This is a genomic window from Streptomyces shenzhenensis (assembly GCF_003688995.1).
Classification (GTDB): Bacteria; Actinomycetota; Actinomycetes; order Streptomycetales; family Streptomycetaceae; genus Streptomyces; species Streptomyces shenzhenensis_A.
On record NZ_PENI01000012.1, the window covers coordinates 1 to 18,522 of the forward strand.

At 72.4% G+C, this 18,522-nt stretch carries 17 protein-coding genes and 2 pseudogenes; 10 read left to right on the plus strand and 9 right to left on the minus strand.

Translation table 11 applies throughout. The features are described 5' to 3' along the window. Positions 1 to 220 precede the first annotated feature (220 nt). Positions 221 to 658, minus strand: coding sequence for an NAD(P)-dependent oxidoreductase (locus CTZ28_RS47070; protein WP_220795362.1), 438 nt, complete (start codon positions 656 to 658; stop codon positions 221 to 223). Positions 659 to 683: 25 nt separating this feature from the next. Further along, positions 684 to 944 (minus strand): annotated as a pseudogene (locus CTZ28_RS49560) (NAD(P)-dependent oxidoreductase); the annotation flags it as partial. On the opposite strand from CTZ28_RS49560, the gene CTZ28_RS48380 reads away from it, so the two are divergent. Then, positions 826 to 1,200 carry an SDR family NAD(P)-dependent oxidoreductase gene (locus tag CTZ28_RS48380; protein WP_121891113.1) on the plus strand — a complete coding sequence of 125 codons (375 nt, stop codon included), beginning with the start codon at positions 826 to 828 and terminating at the stop codon, positions 1,198 to 1,200. The pseudogene CTZ28_RS49560 and the gene CTZ28_RS48380 sit on opposite strands and share 119 nt — an antisense overlap. An 81-nt stretch (positions 1,201 to 1,281) precedes the next feature. Here the strand turns inward: CTZ28_RS48380 and CTZ28_RS19680 are convergent, their stop codons facing one another. From CTZ28_RS19680 to CTZ28_RS19690, 3 genes are all read right to left on the minus strand, one after another. Continuing rightward, on the minus strand, positions 1,282 to 1,524 hold the full coding sequence (locus tag CTZ28_RS19680; protein ID WP_121890958.1) for a hypothetical protein: 243 nt from the start codon (positions 1,522 to 1,524) through the stop codon (positions 1,282 to 1,284). A 45-nt stretch (positions 1,525 to 1,569) separates the two neighbouring features. Then, complete coding sequence (locus CTZ28_RS19685) at positions 1,570 to 2,709, minus strand: inorganic phosphate transporter (RefSeq protein ID WP_121890959.1); 1,140 nt, start codon at positions 2,707 to 2,709, stop codon at positions 1,570 to 1,572. Between the two features lie 224 nt (positions 2,710 to 2,933). Beyond that, positions 2,934 to 3,905, minus strand: a complete 972-nt coding sequence (locus CTZ28_RS19690; RefSeq protein WP_121890960.1) for an alpha/beta hydrolase — start codon at positions 3,903 to 3,905, stop codon at positions 2,934 to 2,936. Between the two features lie 416 nt (positions 3,906 to 4,321). Here CTZ28_RS19690 and CTZ28_RS19695 point away from each other — a divergent pair, with 416 nt between their 5' ends. From CTZ28_RS19695 to CTZ28_RS19715, 5 genes are all read left to right on the plus strand, one after another. After that, on the plus strand, positions 4,322 to 6,196 hold the full coding sequence (locus CTZ28_RS19695; protein WP_259471713.1) for an amidohydrolase: 1,875 nt from the start codon (positions 4,322 to 4,324) through the stop codon (positions 6,194 to 6,196). Positions 6,197 to 6,335: 139 nt separating this feature from the next. Beyond that, positions 6,336 to 6,998 carry a hydrolase gene (locus CTZ28_RS19700; protein ID WP_121890962.1) on the plus strand — a complete coding sequence of 221 codons (663 nt, stop codon included), beginning with the start codon at positions 6,336 to 6,338 and terminating at the stop codon, positions 6,996 to 6,998. Between the two features lie 54 nt (positions 6,999 to 7,052). Beyond that, positions 7,053 to 7,577: a DoxX family protein gene (locus CTZ28_RS19705; RefSeq protein WP_121891114.1), complete on the plus strand. Its 525-nt coding sequence runs from the start codon at positions 7,053 to 7,055 to the stop codon at positions 7,575 to 7,577. Continuing rightward, positions 7,558 to 8,295: a YoaK family protein gene (locus tag CTZ28_RS19710; RefSeq protein ID WP_121890963.1), complete on the plus strand. Its 738-nt coding sequence runs from the start codon at positions 7,558 to 7,560 to the stop codon at positions 8,293 to 8,295. Before CTZ28_RS19705 ends, CTZ28_RS19710 begins: the two co-directional genes overlap by 20 nt. Before the next feature lie 64 nt (positions 8,296 to 8,359). Continuing rightward, complete coding sequence (locus tag CTZ28_RS19715; RefSeq protein WP_259471697.1) at positions 8,360 to 10,093, plus strand: MFS transporter; 1,734 nt, start codon at positions 8,360 to 8,362, stop codon at positions 10,091 to 10,093. 109 nt (positions 10,094 to 10,202) lie between these two features. Here CTZ28_RS19715 and CTZ28_RS19720 read toward each other — a convergent pair whose 3' ends face one another. The 4 genes from CTZ28_RS19720 to CTZ28_RS19735 form a co-directional block, all read right to left on the minus strand. Further along, entirely contained in the window at positions 10,203 to 10,691 is a 489-nt protein-coding gene (locus CTZ28_RS19720; protein WP_121890964.1) for a (2Fe-2S)-binding protein, read from the minus strand. Further along, positions 10,688 to 11,620, minus strand: coding sequence for an FAD binding domain-containing protein (locus CTZ28_RS19725; protein WP_121890965.1), 933 nt, complete (start codon positions 11,618 to 11,620; stop codon positions 10,688 to 10,690). Before CTZ28_RS19725 ends, CTZ28_RS19720 begins: the two co-directional genes overlap by 4 nt. Next, positions 11,617 to 13,893, minus strand: coding sequence for a xanthine dehydrogenase family protein molybdopterin-binding subunit (locus CTZ28_RS19730; protein ID WP_183154474.1), 2,277 nt, complete (start codon positions 13,891 to 13,893; stop codon positions 11,617 to 11,619). Before CTZ28_RS19730 ends, CTZ28_RS19725 begins: the two co-directional genes overlap by 4 nt. 201 nt (positions 13,894 to 14,094) lie before the next feature. Next, positions 14,095 to 15,027: a pirin family protein gene (locus tag CTZ28_RS19735; RefSeq protein WP_121890966.1), complete on the minus strand. Its 933-nt coding sequence runs from the start codon at positions 15,025 to 15,027 to the stop codon at positions 14,095 to 14,097. Between the two features lie 45 nt (positions 15,028 to 15,072). On the opposite strand from CTZ28_RS19735, the gene CTZ28_RS19740 reads away from it, so the two are divergent. The 4 genes and pseudogenes from CTZ28_RS19740 to CTZ28_RS19755 all read left to right on the plus strand — a co-directional run bounded on the left by CTZ28_RS19740 (position 15,073) and on the right by CTZ28_RS19755 (position 18,498). After that, positions 15,073 to 15,270, plus strand: coding sequence for an SsgA family sporulation/cell division regulator (locus CTZ28_RS19740; RefSeq protein ID WP_121890967.1), 198 nt, complete (start codon positions 15,073 to 15,075; stop codon positions 15,268 to 15,270). A 160-nt stretch (positions 15,271 to 15,430) separates the two neighbouring features. Then, positions 15,431 to 15,820: pseudogene (locus CTZ28_RS19745) on the plus strand (Dps family protein); the annotation flags it as partial. 61 nt (positions 15,821 to 15,881) lie between these two features. Next, positions 15,882 to 17,249 (plus strand): cytochrome ubiquinol oxidase subunit I, encoded by a 1,368-nt coding sequence (locus CTZ28_RS19750; protein ID WP_121890968.1) that lies wholly within the window; start codon positions 15,882 to 15,884, stop codon positions 17,247 to 17,249. Then, a complete protein-coding gene (locus CTZ28_RS19755; protein WP_121890969.1) occupies positions 17,242 to 18,498 on the plus strand; it encodes a cytochrome d ubiquinol oxidase subunit II in 1,257 nt (418 codons plus the stop codon). The genes CTZ28_RS19750 and CTZ28_RS19755 overlap by 8 nt, the downstream gene beginning before the upstream one ends. The last annotated feature ends 24 nt before the right edge of the window (positions 18,499 to 18,522 follow it).

Consider the following 18,522-nt stretch of genomic DNA (forward strand, 5'->3'; position numbering starts at 1 on the left):
GGTGCCGGGCGGCGAAGCGAGGCAAGCCACGAGACGGCAGCCGCCTGATAGCCACACCCAGCACCCCTGGGCGACCCAACCCTACGAATGGCTCGACCAACCCGATCAAGACGGTAGAGCCGCCTGACGGCGGTGCGAGCGGCACCGACCCCAGAGGCAACAGCAGCAGGCCCGGCTCCGGGAGCGGCGCCCCGCTGAGCCGGCCCGCCTCACACCCGGCCTATACGAGGTCGAGGAGGGGTTCCCCCGCGAGGGCCCGGCGTGCGCGGGCGACGGCGCCGTCCTGCAGCGCGCCGAGTGATGTGGCCGAGCGCCAGGCGATGTGCGGCGTGAGGATCGTGTGGGGTGCGTCGCGGAGCACATGTTCCGCGGGCAGCGGTTCCTCCGCGAAGACGTCGAGCGCCGCGCCGGCGATGTGTCCCGAGCGCAGTGCTTCGGCGAGTGCCTGCTCGTCGACGAGTCCACCGCGCGAGACGTTCACGACGACGGCACCGCGGCGCATACGCCGCAGCACCGCACCGGACACCAGATGGCGTGTCCGGTCGGTGAGCGGGAGATGGAGGGAGACGACATCCGACTCTTCCAGGACCTGGGGCCAGCGGTGCGGCGGGAACCTGGGAGAACGACGCGAAGGGGTCGTAGGCGTGTACCCGGGCACCGAGCCCGGCCCATGAGCCGGCGACGATCCGGCCTATGCGTCCCATGCCGACGACGCCCACCTGCAGTTCGGTCGACTTGGGTGTGTCATAGGCGAGTTGCCCGGCCCATCGGCCGTCCCGGACGGCCGCCTGCCCCTGCGGGAGGCGCCTGCTCAGGGCGAGTCCCATGGCGAGGGCGTGGGAGGCCACTTCCTCGGTGGAGGCGTCCGGGACGATCGAGACCGGGACGCCGGCCGCCGCTGCCGCGGCGACGAGTTCGAGCCGGAACTCCTGCGCGGTGCGCATGATGACGCGCGCCGCGGCTCTGGAGTACGTCTCCGACGGCATCCGGGTCAACGCCGTGTCACCGGGCCTGGTGATGACGCCCATGGCCGAGGAGGAGGGCGAGGAGTCGAACAGGGCGTTCGCCGCCGCGACCCCCATGCAGCGCGGCGCTCGCCCCGAAGAGGTCAGCTACGGCGTCCTCTTCCTCGCCAGTGACGAGGCCAGTTACATCACCGGCACCGACCTGTTCATCGACGGCGGCTACACCGCGCAGTGAGCCCGGGCCGGGCCCCTGGGCGACTGCGCGGTCTCCCCCGCCCTGCCGCGGCAGGCGCGGAGCAGCGCCCGGCAGCGGCCCTCAGCCGGGGACGATGAGGTCGATGCCGTACGCGGCCACCGCCAGGCACGCGGCGAAGCACAGCACCGCGGCGCCCGCGGCCACCCGCGCCGGTCCGCCGCCCGCCGCACCGCCACGCAGGCCGCGCAGGCCGCCAGCGCGGCTCCAGGCCGCGATGGCGAGCGAGAACAGCACGACCACCGCGATCGTGACGCCGAAGCTGGCCAGGGACACCTCCCCGAGGTTGTCCCACCTGATGTCCATCTCGCGCTCCTTCTGCGCCTGCGGGAACCCTGCGGACCGCGGTGATCACAGGGCGGACGGGCCGGTGAGTGCGTGTTCCCGGGGCGGCACGTCGTTGACGTTGTCCGGGTTGACCGGGCGGCGCCGGGACAGCACATAGAAGCCGGTCGCGGCGGCCACGGCCACACCTGCCACGACGGCCACCCCCAGGTCGCCCTGGTCGGCCACCCAGGCCGCGACCCCGCCGACCGCCGCCGCGGCCGGCAGCGTCAGGACCCAGGACACCGCGATCCGCCCGGCGACACCCCACCGCACCATGGCCAGCCTGCGGCCGAGCCCCGAACCCAGGATGCCGCCGGTGCACACCTGTGTGGTGGACAGCGCGAACCCCAGGTGCGACGAGGACAGGATGACCGCCGTCGCCGTCGTCTCGGCGGTGAAGCCCTGCGGGGGCTGGATGTCGGTCAGGCCCTTGCCCATGGTCCGGATGATCCGCCAGCCGCCCACGTACGTGCCCAGGGAGATCGCCATCCCGGCGGTGAGCACCACCCACCACGGCGGCTGTGCGCCGTGCGGGAGGAAGCCGGTGGAGATCAGCGCGAGGGTGATGACGCCCATGGTCTTCTGTGCGTCATTGGTGCCGTGGGCCAGGGCCACGAGGGAGGCCGATCCGACCTGGCCCGCGCGGAAACCCCGGTCGACCCGGTGCCGGGCGGTCCGCTGGGTGATCTTGTAGGCCAGATACGTCGCGATCAGGGCCACCCCACACGCCAGGATCGGTGAGGCGATCGCGGGAACCACGATCTTCTCCAGCACCTGGGCGAACTGGATGGCCGAGCCGCCCGCGCCCACCCACACCGCCCCGATCAGTCCGCCGAACAGAGCGTGCGACGAACTGGACGGCAGCCCGAAGAGCCAGGTCGTCAGGTTCCACAGGATCGCGCCGACCAGACCGGCGAAGATCATGACCAGGGAGACCCTGGAGTCGTTGACGAGCCCGTTCGAGATCGTCGAGGCCACCTGGGTGGAGAGAAAGGCGCCGGCGAGGTTCAGCACACCGGCGACCGCGACGGCCACGCGGGGCTTCAGCGCCCCCGTCGCGATGGAGGTCGCCATGGAGTTGGCGGTGTCGTGGAAGCCATTGGTGAAATCGAAGGCCAATGCCGTCAGGACGACCGCGATGAGCAGGAAGGAAAAGCTTTCCACCGCCGACGGCCTCCCACTCGGTAGGTCGTACGAGTAGCTGAACGTCCGTGTGACCGCATGTCTTTCGCTATCCATCCTGACGGGGCCGCCGCGGCCCGCAACCCGAGCGCCCGGCCCCGCGTGCACCCGGTCGGGCACGCCAGGTGATCAAGGACTGGCGCGGCGGCCCGCCCGCGACGAGGGCCACGGCCCCGAGGCCGTGGCCCTCGTCCGTTCCCCCGGACTCAGGCCGTGTGCAGGGCCGCGTGCAGCGTGCGGACGGCCAAGGCGATGGCGGCTTCCGCGGCGTGGGTCTCACGCAGGGCGTTCAGCATCACGAAGTCGTGGATGATGCCCTGGAAGCGCACCGCGGTGACCGGCACACCCGCCGCGCGGAGCTTGGCGGCGTAGGCCTCCCCCTCGTCGCGCAGCACGTCGGCCTCGCCGGTGATGACCAGCGCCGGGGGCAGGCCCTGCAGCTGCTCGGTGGTGGCGCGCAGCGGGGAAGCGGTGATCTGCGCCCGCTCCGCCTCGTCGGTCGTGTACTGGTTCCAGAACCACTGCATGCCGTCGCGGCGCAGGAAGTAGCCGGTGGCGAACTGGTGGTACGAGCCGGTGTCGAAGCTCGCGTCGGTGACCGGGTAGAACAGCACCTGCTGGGCCAGCGGGATGCCGCCGCGCTCCTTGGCCATCAGGGTCAGCGCGGCCGTCATGTTGCCGCCGACCGAGTCACCGGCGACGGCCAGCCGGGTGCCGTCGAGGTCCTTGGTGGCGCCCTGCTCCACGACCCACTGCGCGACGGCGAAGTTCTGCTCGATGGCGACCGGGTAGCGGGCCTCGGGCGACAGGTCGTACTCGGGGAAGACGACCGCGGCGTGCGCGCCGACGGCGAGTTCGCGCACCAGCCGGTCGTGGGTGTGGGCGTTGCCGAAGACCCAGCCCGCGCCGTGGATGTAGAGGATCACCGGCAGGGTGCCCGCGGCGCCGGCGGGCCTGACGATGCGGGCGCGGACGGCGCCCGTCGGACCACCGGAGACGGTGATCCACTCCTCGTCGATCGCCGGCTTCTCGATCTCGCCGGACTGCACCTCGTCGACGGCCTTGCGCCCCTCCGCCGGGGTCAGGTCGAAGAGGTAGGGCGGGTTGGCGGTTGCCTCCGCGAACGCGGCTGCCGCGGGTTCCAGCACCGGCTCGACCGGCGCGAGGGCATCAGACATGTACATCTCCTGCGATTTCGTCGGGCGCGGCGGTCGTTCCCGGGAAACGTTCCGGATCGTCACGCTGGACATTCCGGCGCCGCTGTTCCGCACGGTAAGTCCCCGGTGCGCGGGCCGGTTGTCCGCAAGCGCACGTCCTGTGTCCCCACAGCGCACGGGGTTTCCCGGCCTGTCCGGCGGTCGCCGGGCGAGCGATCCACGGCGCCCGGCAGCCCGTGCGCTGTGCGCGAGGGTCCGGTGCGCTGACGGGACACACGCCGGCGTGCGCCGCGCCTAGCGTCGGCTCGGCGTCGCGGCTCTCCCCGGAATCCGACGGCGAACACGCACGCCGCCATCGCTCTTCACGTCCGCCGGGCCGGAACACGGCGGGCATCGAAGTCGCTCCTACCGGAGGGGGTCCTGCACACGTGTCTCCAATGCCGGTCGGCGGACTGGTTCCCCAGGCCACCGACGATGCCGCGGAGCTCGTCGTCCGCAACGCAAGAATCCATACCGGGGATCCGCACCGTCCGCGGGCCGAGGCGCTCGCCGTCAAGGACGGTGTCATCACGGTCGTCGGTGACGACCAGGACGTGGCACCGCACATCGGAGCCGCCACGAACGTGGTGGACGCGCTCGGCCGGCGGATGGTCCCGGGGCTCAACGACGCCCATCTGCACGTCATTCGTGGCGGGCTCAACTATGTGCTGGAGCTGCGCTGGGACGGGGTCCCCACGCTGCGGCAGGGCCTGGCGATGCTGCGGGACCAGGCCGCGCGCACCCCGAAGGGCCAGTGGGTGCGGGTGGTGGGGGGCTGGTCGGCCGAGCAGTTCGCCGAACGGCGGCTGCCGACCGTCGCGGAGCTGAACGCCGCCGCCCCCGACACACCGGTGTTCGTCCTGCACCTGTACCAGTCCGCCGTCCTCAACCGGGCGGCGGTGAAGGCCGCCGGATACGGCAAGGACACCCCCGACCCCAGAGGCGGACAGATCGTGCGCGGGCGGGACGGGGAACCGACGGGCATGCTGCTGGCCGCGCCCAGCGCCCTCGTCCTCTACTCGACCCTGGCCAAGGCGCCGGTTCTGGCGGAGGCGGACCAGAAGATCTCGACCCGGCACTTCCTGCGCGAACTGAACCGGTTCGGACTGACCTCGGCGATCGACGCCGCCGGCGGGTTCCAGAACTTCCCCGACAACTACAGCACCGTCATCGAGCTGGCGAAAGCGGGCCAGTTGTCGTTGCGCATCGCCTATCACCTCTTCCCGCAGACCGCGGGCCAGGAGATCGCCGACCTCGCCCGCTGGATCGAGATGGCCCGTCCGGAGGACGGGGACGCCTGGCTGCGCCTGAACGGTGCGGGCGAGAATCTCATCTGGGCGGCGGCCGATTTCGAGAACTTCAACCAGCCGCGTCCCGAACTCGGGGACTACGAGGCGGAATTCGAGAAGGCGGTGCGGCTTCTCATGGCGCACGGCTGGGGATTCCGGCTGCACGCCACCTACGACGAGACCATCCGCCAGGACCTCGCGGTCTTCGAGAAGCTGGCCGCCGAGGGGCTGTTCCCGGTGGGGAACCGGTGGTTGTTCGACCACGCGGAGACCGTGTCCCCGCAGAGCCTCGACCGGGTCGCCGCGCTCGGCGGCACCGTGTCCGTCCAGAACCGGCTGTCGTTCCAGGGCGAGGCGTTCCTGCGCCGCTACGGCCCCGGCCGGGCCGCCGACGCCCCGCCGATCCGGGCGATGCTGGAGCGCGGGCTGGCCGTGGCCGCCGGCACGGACGCCACCCGGGTGTCCACCTACAACCCCTGGGTGGCCCTGCACTGGCTGGTCGGCGGCCGCAACGTCGGCGGCCTCGTGCTCCGTCCGCGGTCCAACCGGGTCGACCGGCAGACCGCACTGCGGATGTTCACCCGGGCCGGCGCCGAGCTGACCGGCGAGGCGGAGGTCAAGGGCGTGCTGCGACCGGGGTGTTACGCCGACCTCGCGGTGCTGTCCGACGACTACTTCACCGTGCCCGAGCCGGAGATCGCACACATCGAGTCGCTGCTCACGGTCACCGGCGGCCGGATCGTCTACGCCGCCGGCGAGTACGAGGGGCTCGACGAGGAACTGCCGCCCGTCAGCCCCGGCTGGAGCCCGGTGGCCCACTTCGGCGGCTACCAGGCGTCGCGGCCGTACTCCGCAGGTGTGCGCCAGGCCGAGTCGCTCGGCGAGGCCGTCGCCGAGTCGGAGCAGCACCGCGCGTGGCGCGTACGGCGCGGTCTGTTCCCGGAGGCCGGCGACACACCCTTCGACCCCTGCTTCGCCCTCTAGGGCCTCTCGTCGAACTCCTGGAGGGGGCCGGGCCGCGGGCCGGCCGCTCCGGGACACCGCTCAGCGAACCGTCCACCGGGCGGTTCCCGCCCGACGCGGACATCCGTCCGCGCCACCACTCATGGAAAGGCACCCTCTCATGGCCGACATCGCCGAGGTCACCGCGTCCCCCAGCCCCGACCTGCTGACGCCCGACAACTGTGCGGTGCTGTTCGTGGACCACCAGCCGCAGATGTTCTTCGGCACCGGCAGCGGCGACCGCACCGCGATCATCAACTCCGCCGTGGGGCTGGCCAAGGCGGCCAAGGTGTTCGACGTCCCGGTCGTGCTGAGCACCGTGGCCGCCGAGTCCTTCTCCGGGCCGATCATGCCTCAGCTCGCGGAGGTCTTCCCCGGCCAGGAGATCGTCGACCGCACCACGATGAACGCCTGGGAGGACCCCGCGTTCGTCGAGGCCGTCAAGGCGACCGGCCGCAAGAAGATCGTCATAGCCGGGCTGTGGACCGAGGTCTGCGTCGTCCTGCCCGCGCTGTCCGCCCTCGCCCAGGGCTACGAGGTCTACGTCGTCACCGACGCGTCCGGCGGCGTCAGCCCGCAGGCCCATGAACACGCCGTCCAGCGCATGATCCAGGCCGGCGCCGTCCCGGTCACCTGGGTGCAGGTGCTGCTGGAGCTGCAGCGTGACTGGGCCCGCGGCGAGACGTATGTGCCGGTGACCGAGGTCGTCAAGCAGCACGGCGGCGCGTACGGGCTCGGCCTGGTGTACGCCCAGGCCGTCATCGGCGCCCACGCCGCCGGCTGATCCGGGCCTGCGCAGACGGCGGTCAAGGACCGATTTAGGAACAGGCAGGAAGTGATGGACGCGGGACTGTTGGTCCTCCGGCTGGTGGCGGGACTTCTCATCGCCGGCCACGGAGTACAGAAGGTGAGCTTCCGGCTGGGGGGCCACGGCTTGGCAGGCGGAACCGAGGAGTTCCGTCACGACGGGTTCCGCGGCGGCCGGCTGACCGCTGTCGTCGCGGGAGGCAGTCAGATCGGCGCCGGCCTGTTCCTGGCCGCGGGTCTGCTCACGCCCCTCGCGGCGATGGCCGCCATGGGCGTGATGACGGTCGCGGGCACCGTCAAACGGCCCAAGGGCCTCTGGGTGCAGAACGACGGCTACGAGTACCCGCTGGTCCTCGTCGTCGTCTCCGCGGCGCTGGCCCTCACCGGGCCCGGCCGGTGGTCCCTGGACGACGCGCTGGGCGTCACTCCGTGGCCGCTGTGGGTCGCCCTCGCCGTGATCGTGATCGGACCCGTCAGCGGGCTGCTGACCCGCCTGGTGCTGCGCCGTCAGCCCGCGACCTCGGAAAGGAAGCCCCATGCGCAGACTGCTGACTGACGCGGCCCGCACGCTGGCACCGCCCCGCGAGGACCGCCATGGCCCGCTGCCTCCGCTGATGCTGACGCTGACCGTGGTCACCGGTCTTGTCGACGCGGTGAGTTACCTGGCGCTCGGACGTGTCTTCGTCGCCAACATGACCGGCAATGTGGTGTTCCTCGGGTTCGCGCTTGCGGGCACCCCCGGCCTCTCCGTGCTCGCCTCCGTCGTCGCCCTGGTGTCGTTCCTCCTCGGCGCGCTGGCCGGCGGCAGGCTGGGGACCCGATTCGCCGCGCACCGCGGACATGTGCTGCGAGCGGCCACCGCCGTGGAGGCGGCCCTGGTCGCCGTCACCGTCGCCGTCACGGCCGTCGCCGGTGGTCAGGTCACCACGGGCGTCCGGTACACGCTGATCGTGTGCCTCGGGCTCGGTCTGGGTCTCCAGAACGCGGTCGCCCGGCATCTCAAGGTGCCCGACCTCACCACGACCGTGCTGACGCTGACCCTCACGGGGCTGGCAGCGGACTCCGCCCCTGCGGGCGGTGCGGCGCCCGGGCCCGGCCGCCGGACCCTGTCCGTGCTGGCGATGCTGTTCGGCGCCCTGGTCGGTGCGGTGCTCGTCCTGCACGGCCATCTCGCGCTCACCCTGGGCCTGGTCCTGCTGCTCCTGCTGCTCGTCTCCGTGGTGACCCACCGCCTGTCCGACACCGATGCCGACTGGATACGGCCGCCGTCCTGAGGAAGCGGCACCCGTACCCACCGGACGGGCGGCCCTGCGCCGGCGGGGCGCATCCCGTGCGCTCGTGGTCAAGAGCCTGCCCTCTGCCGGCCGTACGGTCACCACCGACTGTGCCCCCGACCCGGTCTGGACGAGCATGAGCATCCCGACGTCACCGCCCGCACCCGCCGCGACCGACTCCCCGTGGGCACCGCTCGCGGCGCGCCTCTTCCGGGCGCTGTGGATCGCCCAGTTGGTCTCGAACACCGGCAGCTGGATGCAGACGGTGGGCGCCCAGTGGCTGCTGGTCGGCGACGGCGCCGCACTGGTCACGCTCGTGCAGACCGCCTCCAGCCTTCCCGTGGTGCTGCTGGCCCTGCCCTCCGGTGTGCTCGCCGACCGCTTCGACCGGCGTTCGGTGCTGCTCGCCGCCCAGTTCGCGATGCTCGCGGTGTCCGCTGTGCTGGCCGTGCTGGCGTTCACGGACGCCCTGTCGCCGACGGCGCTGCTCGTCCTCACCTTCCTGCTGGGGTGCGGCACCGCGCTGATGGGCCCGGCGTGGCAGGCGATCCAGCCGGAACTGGTGGAGCGCCGGCAGCTCGGTCAGGCGGCGGCCCTGGGCGCGGTGAACATGAACCTGGCCCGCGCCGTCGGTCCCGCACTCGGCGGGGCGGTGGTCGCGGCGGCGGGCGCCGGCTGGGTCTTCGCCTTCAACGCGGTCTCCTACCTGGGCATCGCGGCCGTTCTCGCCGTGTGGCGGCGCCCGAGCGCGGACGCCGCCCCTGCCGCGGTCAACGAGGGGATGCTGGCCGCCCTGCACGCCGGCCGCCGCTATGTGTGGAACGCGTCCGGTGTGCGCCGAGTCCTCCTGCGTACGCTCCTGTTCATCCCCGGCGGCGCCGCGCTGTGGGCCCTGCTGCCCCTGACGGCGAGCAGTTCCCTCGGCCTCGGCTCGGGGGGATACGGGCTGCTGCTCGCGGCGGTGGGCGTGGGGGCGGTGGCGGGGGCCTTCGCACTGCCCCGGGTGCGTCGCACGCTGGGTGCCAACGGCACGCTCGCAGCAGGCGCCGTGGTGTTCGCCGGGGTACTCGCGGTCCTGGCGCAGGTCCGCACACCGTGGCTGGTCGCGGTCGCCCTGCTGCCCGCGGGCCTCGCCTGGATCGCCGTGCTGTCCACGCTCAACGCGGCCGTGCAGACGCGGCTGCCCGGCTGGGTCAGGGCCCGGGGACTCGCCGTCTATCTCCTCGTCTTCCAGGGCGGTCAGGCGCTGGCGGCGCCCCTGTGGGGTGTGGTGGCCGCCTGGGTCGGTCTCAGCGCCTGTCTGCTGATCGCCGGTGCCGTGATGCTGCTCAGCGCCGCCAGCGTGCGCCGGTGGCCGCTGTACGACGCCGCGGAGATCAACCCGTCGCCGTCCGACCACTGGCCCACTCCTCCCCTGGTGTTCGAGCCGGGACAGGCGGACGGACCGGTCCTCGTCACCGTCGTCTACCGCGTCCCCGCGGACGACCGGGCCGAGTTCACCGACCGCATGCACCGTGTCGCGGCTTCCAGGCGCCGTACCGGTGCCCTTGACTGGGGCCTCTACCAGGACGGCAACGACCCGGAACGCTTCGTGGAGACGTATCTGGTCGTCTCCTGGGCGGAACACCGCGCCCAGCACCATGTGCGGCTGACGGCCACCGACCGCCGCCGCGAGGAGCGGGCCCGTGAGCTCCTCGCCCCCGGGACCGTGCCCGAGGTGACCCATGCCTTCGACACCGCGTCGGGTCCCGTGGTGCCGGACCGGGCGGGCCCACACGCCCCGAGCCACGACACCTGAGCCCACCCGTCAGCACGCAGCGCACCGATACCCGCCGCGGTCGTGCATGCCGCCGAGCGGGTCGCGCGGCAGCCGGTGGGCGTGGACGTCGATGGCTCCGGCCCGGATGTCACCGTTCATGAGCTTGCTCCCGCTGCTCCTGGGCGGCGCGTGTGATGGCGCGCCGGATGGGTTCGTAGCCGGTGCACCGGCAGATGTTGGAGCCGACGACCTCGGCGACGGCATCGGGCTCGGCGCCCAGGTCGGGATCGGCCTCCAGCGCTGCCGCGGCCGCCATCAGGAAGCCGGGTGTGCAGAAGCCGCACTGGAGGGCGTGTTCGGCCGAGAACGCCCGTTGCAGCGGGTGGGGTGCGCCGTCGGGTCCCGCGAGGCCCTCGACCGTACGGACGGAGCCGCCGTCGCACTGCACGGCAAGCACCAGGCAGGAGCGGACCGGCCGGCCGTCCATGAGGACGGTGCAGGCCCCGCAGATGCCGTGCTCGCAGCCGAGGTGTGTACCGGTGAGGCCCAGGTCGTCGCGGAGGACGTCGGCGAGCAGGCGCCGGGGCTCCACGTCGAGGGGGTGTCCGGTGCCGTTCACCGTGAGCGTGATCTTCATCGGTGGTCTCCCTCGGGTGCGGCGAGCCGGGCGCGCAGGTCCGTCGCCGCCTCGCGCAGGGTTCTGCCGACCAGGACGGCGACGGCCTGCCGCTTGTACGCGACGTCGGCATACGGTTCGGCGACCGGCACGGCGTCCTCCTGGGCGGCGACCCGGCCGGCGCGGGCGAACGGATGGGTGTCGGGGAGCCGGCGCCCCGCGGGCAGCGGGCCGAACTCGGCGCCGAGCAGCGTCCGTTCGGCGGCGCGGGCGCGTACCGGGCGGTCGGCGGAGTTGACCAGTCCGATCCGTGCGTCGCCGATCACGCCGTCGTGCACCGTGAGGGCCGCCGCGACGGCGACCTGGGCGAAGCAGAAATGGGTACGGCGGTGCTCGATGAAGCCGACCCCGGTGTGCTCGCCGAGCAGCGGCATACGGACGGCGGTGATCAGCTCCCGCGGCCCGCGTGCGGTGCGGTACGGCCCGAGGAAGTAGTCGCGGGCCGCGAGGGCACGGGGTCCTTCGGGGCCGGTCACCTCCACGGTGGCGTCCAGGGCGACCCCGACGGCGCACCATTCCGAGGCGGGATGGGCCCAGCCGAAGCTGCCGGCCATGGTTCCGCGGGAACGGATCGGCGGATGGGCGATGTTGACCACGGCCCGGGACAGCAGGGTGCCGAGCGGGCCAGGTACGGCATCGGCCGCTTCGAAGGCCGCGTGCCGGATCAGGGCGCCGACGCGCAGTTCGCCGTCCTCGACGCTCATGCGGTCGAGTTCCGGGATGCGGTTGATGTCGACGACGAGCTCCGGCCGGCTGCGTTGCAGGTGCATCTCCAGGATCAGGCTCTGTCCGCCGGCGAGCACCTGGGCCTCGCGCCCGGGGTCGCCGAGTGCCTCGACGGCCTCGGCGACCGTGCGGGGCGCCACGTAGTCGAAGGTTGCGGGTTTCACCGGGTGCCTTCCTCGTGTTTCGGGGCCCGCGCCGCGCGCCAGACGCGGTCCGGGGTGAGCGGCATCTGCAGCAGGTCGGGGTCGGCGATCCGCAGGGCGTCGGCCACGGCGTTGACAAGGGCGGCGGGTGTGCCGATGCAGCCCGACTCCCCCGCTCCCTTGGCGCCCAGCGGGGTGCCGGGGCTGGGGGTGCGGGTCTCCTTGACGACGATGGGCGGGATCTCCGTGGACGTCGGGAGCAGGTAGTCCAGGAATCCGTCGGCCAGATTCGGTACCCCGTCGGCGCCGAACGTCATGCCTTCGTAGAGGGCCTGGCCGATGCCCTGCACGGCCGATCCGACGGCCTGCCCGTGCACCACCGCGGGGTCGAGGACCACTCCGCAGTCGTCGACGGCCACGAGCCGCAGGACGTGCACGGTGCCCAGGTCCGGATCCACCTCGGTCACCGCCGCGTGCGCTCCGAAGGGGAACGCCATCCCGGCCTCGTACCGGTCCTCGACGCGCAACGGGCCGGTGGACTTCACCAGATCGCCGAGGCCGGTGGCCGCCGCACCGTCGTGGGCGGGGTGCACGGTGCCGTCCGCCCATTCGATCTCGTCGACCGGCAGGCCCCACAGGTCCGCCGCCCGGGCGCGGGCCTCCTCGATCAGCCGGGTCGCGGCGTGCTGGAGCATGGCGCCGGCGACCTGGGCCGACCGGCTGGCGAAGGAGCCGAGGCCGTCGGGCTGTTCGTCGGTGTCGCCCTCGACGAGGCGTACCTGTGCGTCCGGGATGCCGAGGACCGTGGCGACCAGGGCGGGGAAGACGGTCTCGTGCCCCTGGCCGGTGGAGGCCGTGCCGCAGCGGGCGGTGACGGTGCCGTCCTCGTGCGCCTCCAGGCTGCCGAACTCGTGCAGGCCGCCGGGCTCTCCGCCGGAGCGCTCCACATAGCAGGAGACCCCGATGCCGAGCGGCAGCGCGTCCGGGTCCGCGCGGCGGCGGGCCTGCTCCGCGCGCCATTCCTCGTAGCCGAGTGTCTCCAGGGCCAGGTCCAGGGCGGCGGCGTAGTTCCCGCTGTCGTAGCGGCGTCCGGTCGGTGTCGCGTACGGGAAGGCGGCGGGCGGGATGAAGTTGCGCCGGCGCAGCTCGATCGGGTCGATTCCGAGCCGGCGGGCGAGCAGGTCCATCGTCCGCTCGATGGCGCTCGCCGCCTCGGGGCGGCCGGCGCCCCGGTACGGATAGGTCACCATGGTGTTGGTGAGCACCGAGCGCACGGTCGCGTGGACGTGCGGGGTGGTGTACGCGCCGGTCGCCATCCACGCCGTCTGCATGGGCAGTCCCACGCCGAGGTGCGGGTAGCCGCCGATGTCGGCGTCGATCGTCAACTCGTAGGCGAGGAGCCGGCCTTCGGCGTCGGCGGCGAGGCGGACCGACTGGTCCTGTCCCCTGCCCCGGGTGGCGACGAACATCGACTCCCGGCGGTCCTCGATCCAGCACACCGGCCGCCCGAGCCGCACGGCCAGGTGGGCGACGACCACGAACTCGGGGAAGGTGGCGCTCTTGGACCCGAAGGCGCCGCCCGTGTCGGGGACGACCACCCGGATCCGGTCGGTGGACCAGCCGAGCAGTGCGGCCAGTTCCCGCCGCAGCCGGTGCGGCATCTGGTGCCCCGACCACACGGTCAGCCAGTCCCCCTCGGGTACGGCGAGGACGGCGCGGCATTCCATGGGGCTGGGCAGCAGCAGTTGCTGGCGGTACCTGGCCTCGACCACGGCGGCGGCGTCCCGCCAGACGGACGGGTCGATGGGCTGTCCCGCCTCGCCGCGCAGGACGGTGTTGCTCAGTCCGTCGAACAGGCGGACGGAGTCGTCCAGTGCCGCGGCGGGTGTCACCACGGCGGGCAGCGGGTCGATCGTGGCGGTGACCTCGGCGGCCCCGTCCTCGGCCCGGTACCGGTCCGCTGCGAGGACGACCGCGAGCGCCTCACCCGGGTAGCGCACCCGGTCCTTCACGAGGGCGGGCCACTCCCGGCCGGCGACGGCGTCCTCCGTGGCGAGTCCGGCCAGCAGGGTGTAGGGAACCGGGGGGAGGTCCGGCAGATCGGCGGCCGACCAGGCGCCCGCCACCCCGGGCACCTCACGGGCCGCCGTACAGTCGACGGCTCGTAGTGCGCCGTGGGCCACCGGGCTGCGCACGAATGCGGCGTCCAGACATCCCGGAACGCTGATGTCGGCGACGTACCGGCCTTTCCCGGAAAGCAGCCGCTCGTCCTCGCGCCTCGTCCATTGCTCCACAACAACACCCCGTTCGTGTCTTTGCGGGAATTGACGTCATTCCGGCGGAACACCACACCCGTGTCACCACACGCGTGGAATTCAGCCGCTTCGACATTAACCGGGGCGGAAGCGGCGGAGCGAGCGACAGGCGGGCCCGTGCCGTGCGGACGGAAGTGGTGCGCCGCCCGCACCGGCCGGCGGCCGGATCCTCGGCCGGGGTCAGTGATCCGTCGGATTCCTGCGCGGTTTGATGCTCGCGTGGGGCAGGACCGGCGCGGGAAGACGGTCGCCGGGATAGCCTTCGACGGCGCCGAAGCGTTCGGTGGAGTTCTGCCAGTCCTCGCGGGCTTTCACGATGTCCTCGTGGCTCCGGCCGATGAAATTCCACCACATCACGATCTCCTCCCCGAACGGCGCTCCGCCGAGCAGGACCGTCCGTGCGGGGCCGTCCGAGTCGTTGGTCAGCGTCAGCGTCTCGGGGCCCGGGTGGACGTAGCCCAGTTCGGCGGAGCGCAGGGGGACGTCGGCCAGCCGGACGTCGCCCCGGTCGACCAGGAGACCGTGCTCGAAGCCGGGGTCCACGGCGAGGGTGACGGCCGCGTGGGGCGCGAGCACGATCTCGGCGCCGAGCAGGGGGGTGAAGGCCGGCACCGGTGAGGTGACGCCGACGAGCGAGCCCAGGAAGACCCTGATCTCCGCCCCGTCGAGGTGTACCGGTGCGGGGACGTGGTGCCGGAAGTCGCGTGCGGTGTGCCGGTGCTCCTCGGGCAGCGCCACCCACAGCTGGACGCCGTGCAGGACGGTGGTCCGCGGGGTGGAGACCTCCGAGTGGGCGATGCCGTGTCCGCCGGTCATGAGGTTGAGCTCACCGGGCCGTACGAAGGCGTGGCTGCCCAGGCTGTCCCGGTGCTCGATCTCCCCGCTGAACAGCCAGCTGACCGTCTGGAGTCCGGTGTGCGGATGCGGGGCGACGTCCATGCCGCCGGTCTCGGAGACGTCGTCGGGACCGTAGTGGTCCGCGAAGCACCAGGCCCCGATCAGGGTCCGGGCGCGCTGGGGCAGCGTACGCCGCACGGTCATGGCCCGTGGGCCGCCGAGGGGCACATCGCGCGGGGTCAGCACCTCGACGGGCCTCGTCTCGACATTGCTCATGATGGACCACCTCTCAGCCGAGTAATTGTTTCACATTCAACCATCATGGGGTACCGGGCCCACCCGCGCGTCCGCATCCTGCTCAGGAGCCGGCACGGGGCGGCGGTCCTCAAGATCGCGCCCCGCGCCGTCACGGCCTTTCTGCACCGCGCCGACACGCTGGTCCCACCGGGCACCGAACACCGCCACCTGGACCTGGACCTGCACCACATCGTCCACCGGCTCACGGCCGGCAGCGAGTGACCCACCGGCCCGTCCGGAACCCGGTGCGCTGACGGACACCTGCGCGTGCGCTCCCGGGCAACGCGGCCGCCGGTCCGGCCCCTAGCGTCGACCGCGCACGTTCGGCACCACATCGCAGGAGGCACGTCATGACCACCGGCTCCACGCCCACGGGCAGTCAGCCATGGTTGCACCGCGCGGCGCGACCTTCTACCAGCTCCACCTGCTGCTGGACAAGCACGCGGGCGAGCAGCTGGAACTCGTCGACACCCTCGCCGAGCGCGTCCAGACCCTGGGCGGCGTCGCCGTGGGCGATCCCCGGCACATCGCCGAGATCACCTCGATTCCGCGCCCGCCGGACGGTGTGGAGGAAGTACCGGCCATGCTCTCGCGGCTGCTCGAGGCCCACGAGGTCATCCTGACGCAGGCCCATGACGCGGCCTCCCGCACCGCCGAACTGGGCGACGACGGCACCAACGACCTGCTGGTCTCGCAGATCATCCGCACCGGCGAACTCCAGGCCTGGTTCCTGGCCGAGCACCTGGTCGACACCCCGCTGGTGCGTTCCTGAACCAGGCCCGACCACCGACGGCGCCGACACCTGTCAGGACCGCCGCTCCCCGGGAGTACCCATGGCTTCGCCCGCCGTCGTCGAACTGTCCCGATGGCAGTTCGCGATCACCGCGATCTTCCATATGACCTTTCCCGCGCTCACCGTCGGGCTCTCCGTGCTGCTCGCCGTCGTGTACACGGTCCACGTACGCACGGGAAACCCCCTGTACCTGCAGATCTTCCGGTTCTGGAAGAAGATCTTCGCCGTCGGTTTCGGCCTGGGCGTCGTCGCGGGCACGGTGATGACCTTCGAGTTCGGCCTGAACTGGGGCACATACGCCCACGCGGTCGGCCCGGTCGTCGGGGTCACCATCGGGATGGAGGTGATCACCGCCTTCTTCCTGGAGGCGGGGTTCATCGGCCTGATGCTCTACGGGGACGGGCGGATCCGCCCGCGCACCATGGCCCTGGCCAGCTGGACGGTCGCCTTCGGAACCCTGCTGTCCACCACCTGGATCCTGTCGGCGAACAGCTGGATGCAGGACCCGGTCGGCTACCGGAAGGCCGACGGCCAGTTCCAGGCCGAGGACTGGGCGCGCATCCTGTTCAACCCCGCCTTCGCCCACCGCTTCCCGCACATGCTGCTGGCCGTGCTGATCAGCGCGGCCTGGTTCGTCGCCGGCGTCTCCGCCTGGTACCTGGTCAAGCGGCGCGCCTCCGCCGAGCCCATGGCCCGCCGCTGTCTGTCCCTCGCCCTCGGCGTCCTCGGTGTGCTGATGCCGGTGCAGCTGTACGTCGGGGACGGCACGGCGGTGTTCATGGGCGAGCACCAACCCCCCAAGCTGGAGGCGTTCGAGGGCAACTGGACGAGCGACAACAACGGCTACAACCTGCTCGTCGTCCCCGACACGGACCGGGGCGAGAACCGCTTCCACCTCGCGATCCCCCGTCTCGGCTCGGTCATCGCCCAGGACCTCGGCGGGACGAGGACCACACCGGGACTGCTGCAGACCCCGGCCGACGAACGCCCCAGCATGTGGACCGCCTTCTACGGCTTCCGCGCGATGTACTTCACCGCGCTGCTCATGTTCGGCACGGCCTTCGCGGGCGTGGTCCTGCGCATGCGGCGGCGCCTGTTCGACTCACCGCGGTTCCTGCGCTGGCTGGTGTGGATGACCCCGGCCGGGATCATCGCCATCACCGGCGGCTGGATCGTCGCCGAGACGGGCCGCCAACCATGGGTCGTGTACGGGCAGTTGCGCACCGCGGACGCGGTCTCCCACCTCTCCACGGCCGAAGTCGCCGCAAGTCTCGCCGGCTTCGTGCTGCTCTACGTCACCCTGCTGGCCGTCTGGGCCCGCTACATCGTCCGTACGGTCAAGGCCGGCCCCGAGGCGCTGCCCGCGGGACCCGCCTCGCCCGACGTACCGGAGGCCCGCGTTGCTTGAGTACGCCGCCTACGCCCTGGTCCTCTTCTCGCTCGGCATGTACGTCGTCCTCGACGGCTACGACCTCGGCGTGGGCATGCTCAGCCTGGCGGCCGGGCCCGAGCGCCGGCGGGAGTACGGCGAGATCGTGGCCACCGCCTGGGACGCCAACGAGAGCTGGCTGATCCTGGTCGGTGTCGTGCTCTGGGCCGGTCTGCCCGGCGCCTACGCCGTGCTGCTGCCCGGTGTCTACCTGCCGCTCATCGGCATGCTGATCGCGATCATCCTGCGCGGACTGGGCCTGGAGCTGCACAGCGCGGCCGGCCGCTACCGGCGGGGCTGGGCCCTGTTGTTCGGCGGCGCCTCGCTCGCCGTCACCGTGTGCCAGGGCCTCGTCCTGGGCGCCGTGCTCACCGGCCCGCACCTGCGGAACGGCGCCTTCGACGGCGGGGCCCTCGACTGGTTCAGCCCCTACGGCGTGCTGTGCGCCCTCGGCCTGGTCATCGTCCATCTGCTGGCCGGGGCCGCCTGGCTGCAGGACAAGACCGAGGGGTGGTCGCGGTCGCGGGTCCGCCGCGTCGGACGGTCCCTGCTGCTCGGCGCCGGGGTCATGGCACTGGTGCTCGGCCTGGCGCTGCGCAGCGCGGACCCGCAGCAGTTCCCGCTGCACCAGCCGGTGCGGGCCGTGCTGTTCTGGCTCGCCGTCGCCGTCGCCGCGGCGGCCGGTGCCGTCGCCTGGTACGGCTTCGGCCGCGGCCCGGACTGGCGGCCGTTCGCGGCCGTGGCCACCATGACGGCCAGTGGGCTGCTGGGACTGGCGGCCCTGACCGTGCCGGTCGTCGTACCGCCCGGTCTGACCGTCCATCAGGTCGCGAGCCCGCACTCCTCCCAGCTCTTCCTGGTCCTGGGGGTCGGCCTGTGCATGCCGTTCGTGCTGGCCTACAACATCTACGCGTGGCACAGTTTCCGCGGCAAGTACCGCGCTCCGGTGGACAGTCCCGTACCGCCGCCGCCCGCCAGGACCCGCACGCCCGCACCCGCTGCCACCGGCGATCCGCGGACACTCGTGCGCCGCGTCCTGCTGACGGTGCTCGGTGTCCTGGCCGCGGCCCTCCCCCAGGATGTGTTCGGCGGCGTCTCCGCCCTGATCGGGCCGATCGGCGTCACGGTGCTCGGCTGCGCCGCGCTGGCCGCCTGGATCGTCGGCGACCACCGTGACGCCCGCGCCGGCTGCTTCGACGCGGACACCGGGGCGGAGACCCGCTCGTGAGCGGCACCGCCGTACTCCCGGACG

Bases quoted from the DNA above. Each gene is read 5' to 3' on its own strand.
- CTZ28_RS19695 (WP_259471713.1), top strand. From the start codon at position 4,322: ATGCCGGTCGGCGGACTGGTTCCCCAGGCCACCGACGATGCCGCGGAG.
- CTZ28_RS19750 (WP_121890968.1), top strand. From the start codon at position 15,882: ATGGCTTCGCCCGCCGTCGTCGAACTGTCCCGATGGCAGTTCGCGATC.
- CTZ28_RS19740 (WP_121890967.1), top strand. From the start codon at position 15,073: ATGGGGTACCGGGCCCACCCGCGCGTCCGCATCCTGCTCAGGAGCCGG.
- CTZ28_RS19705 (WP_121891114.1), top strand. From the start codon at position 7,053: ATGGACGCGGGACTGTTGGTCCTCCGGCTGGTGGCGGGACTTCTCATC.
- CTZ28_RS48380 (WP_121891113.1), top strand. From the start codon at position 826: ATGGCGAGGGCGTGGGAGGCCACTTCCTCGGTGGAGGCGTCCGGGACG.
- CTZ28_RS19690 (WP_121890960.1), bottom strand. From the start codon at position 3,905: ATGTCTGATGCCCTCGCGCCGGTCGAGCCGGTGCTGGAACCCGCGGCA.
- CTZ28_RS19700 (WP_121890962.1), top strand. From the start codon at position 6,336: ATGGCCGACATCGCCGAGGTCACCGCGTCCCCCAGCCCCGACCTGCTG.
- CTZ28_RS19710 (WP_121890963.1), top strand. From the start codon at position 7,558: ATGCGCAGACTGCTGACTGACGCGGCCCGCACGCTGGCACCGCCCCGC.
- CTZ28_RS19720 (WP_121890964.1), bottom strand. From the start codon at position 10,691: ATGAAGATCACGCTCACGGTGAACGGCACCGGACACCCCCTCGACGTG.
- CTZ28_RS19735 (WP_121890966.1), bottom strand. From the start codon at position 15,027: ATGAGCAATGTCGAGACGAGGCCCGTCGAGGTGCTGACCCCGCGCGAT.
- CTZ28_RS19680 (WP_121890958.1), bottom strand. From the start codon at position 1,524: ATGGACATCAGGTGGGACAACCTCGGGGAGGTGTCCCTGGCCAGCTTC.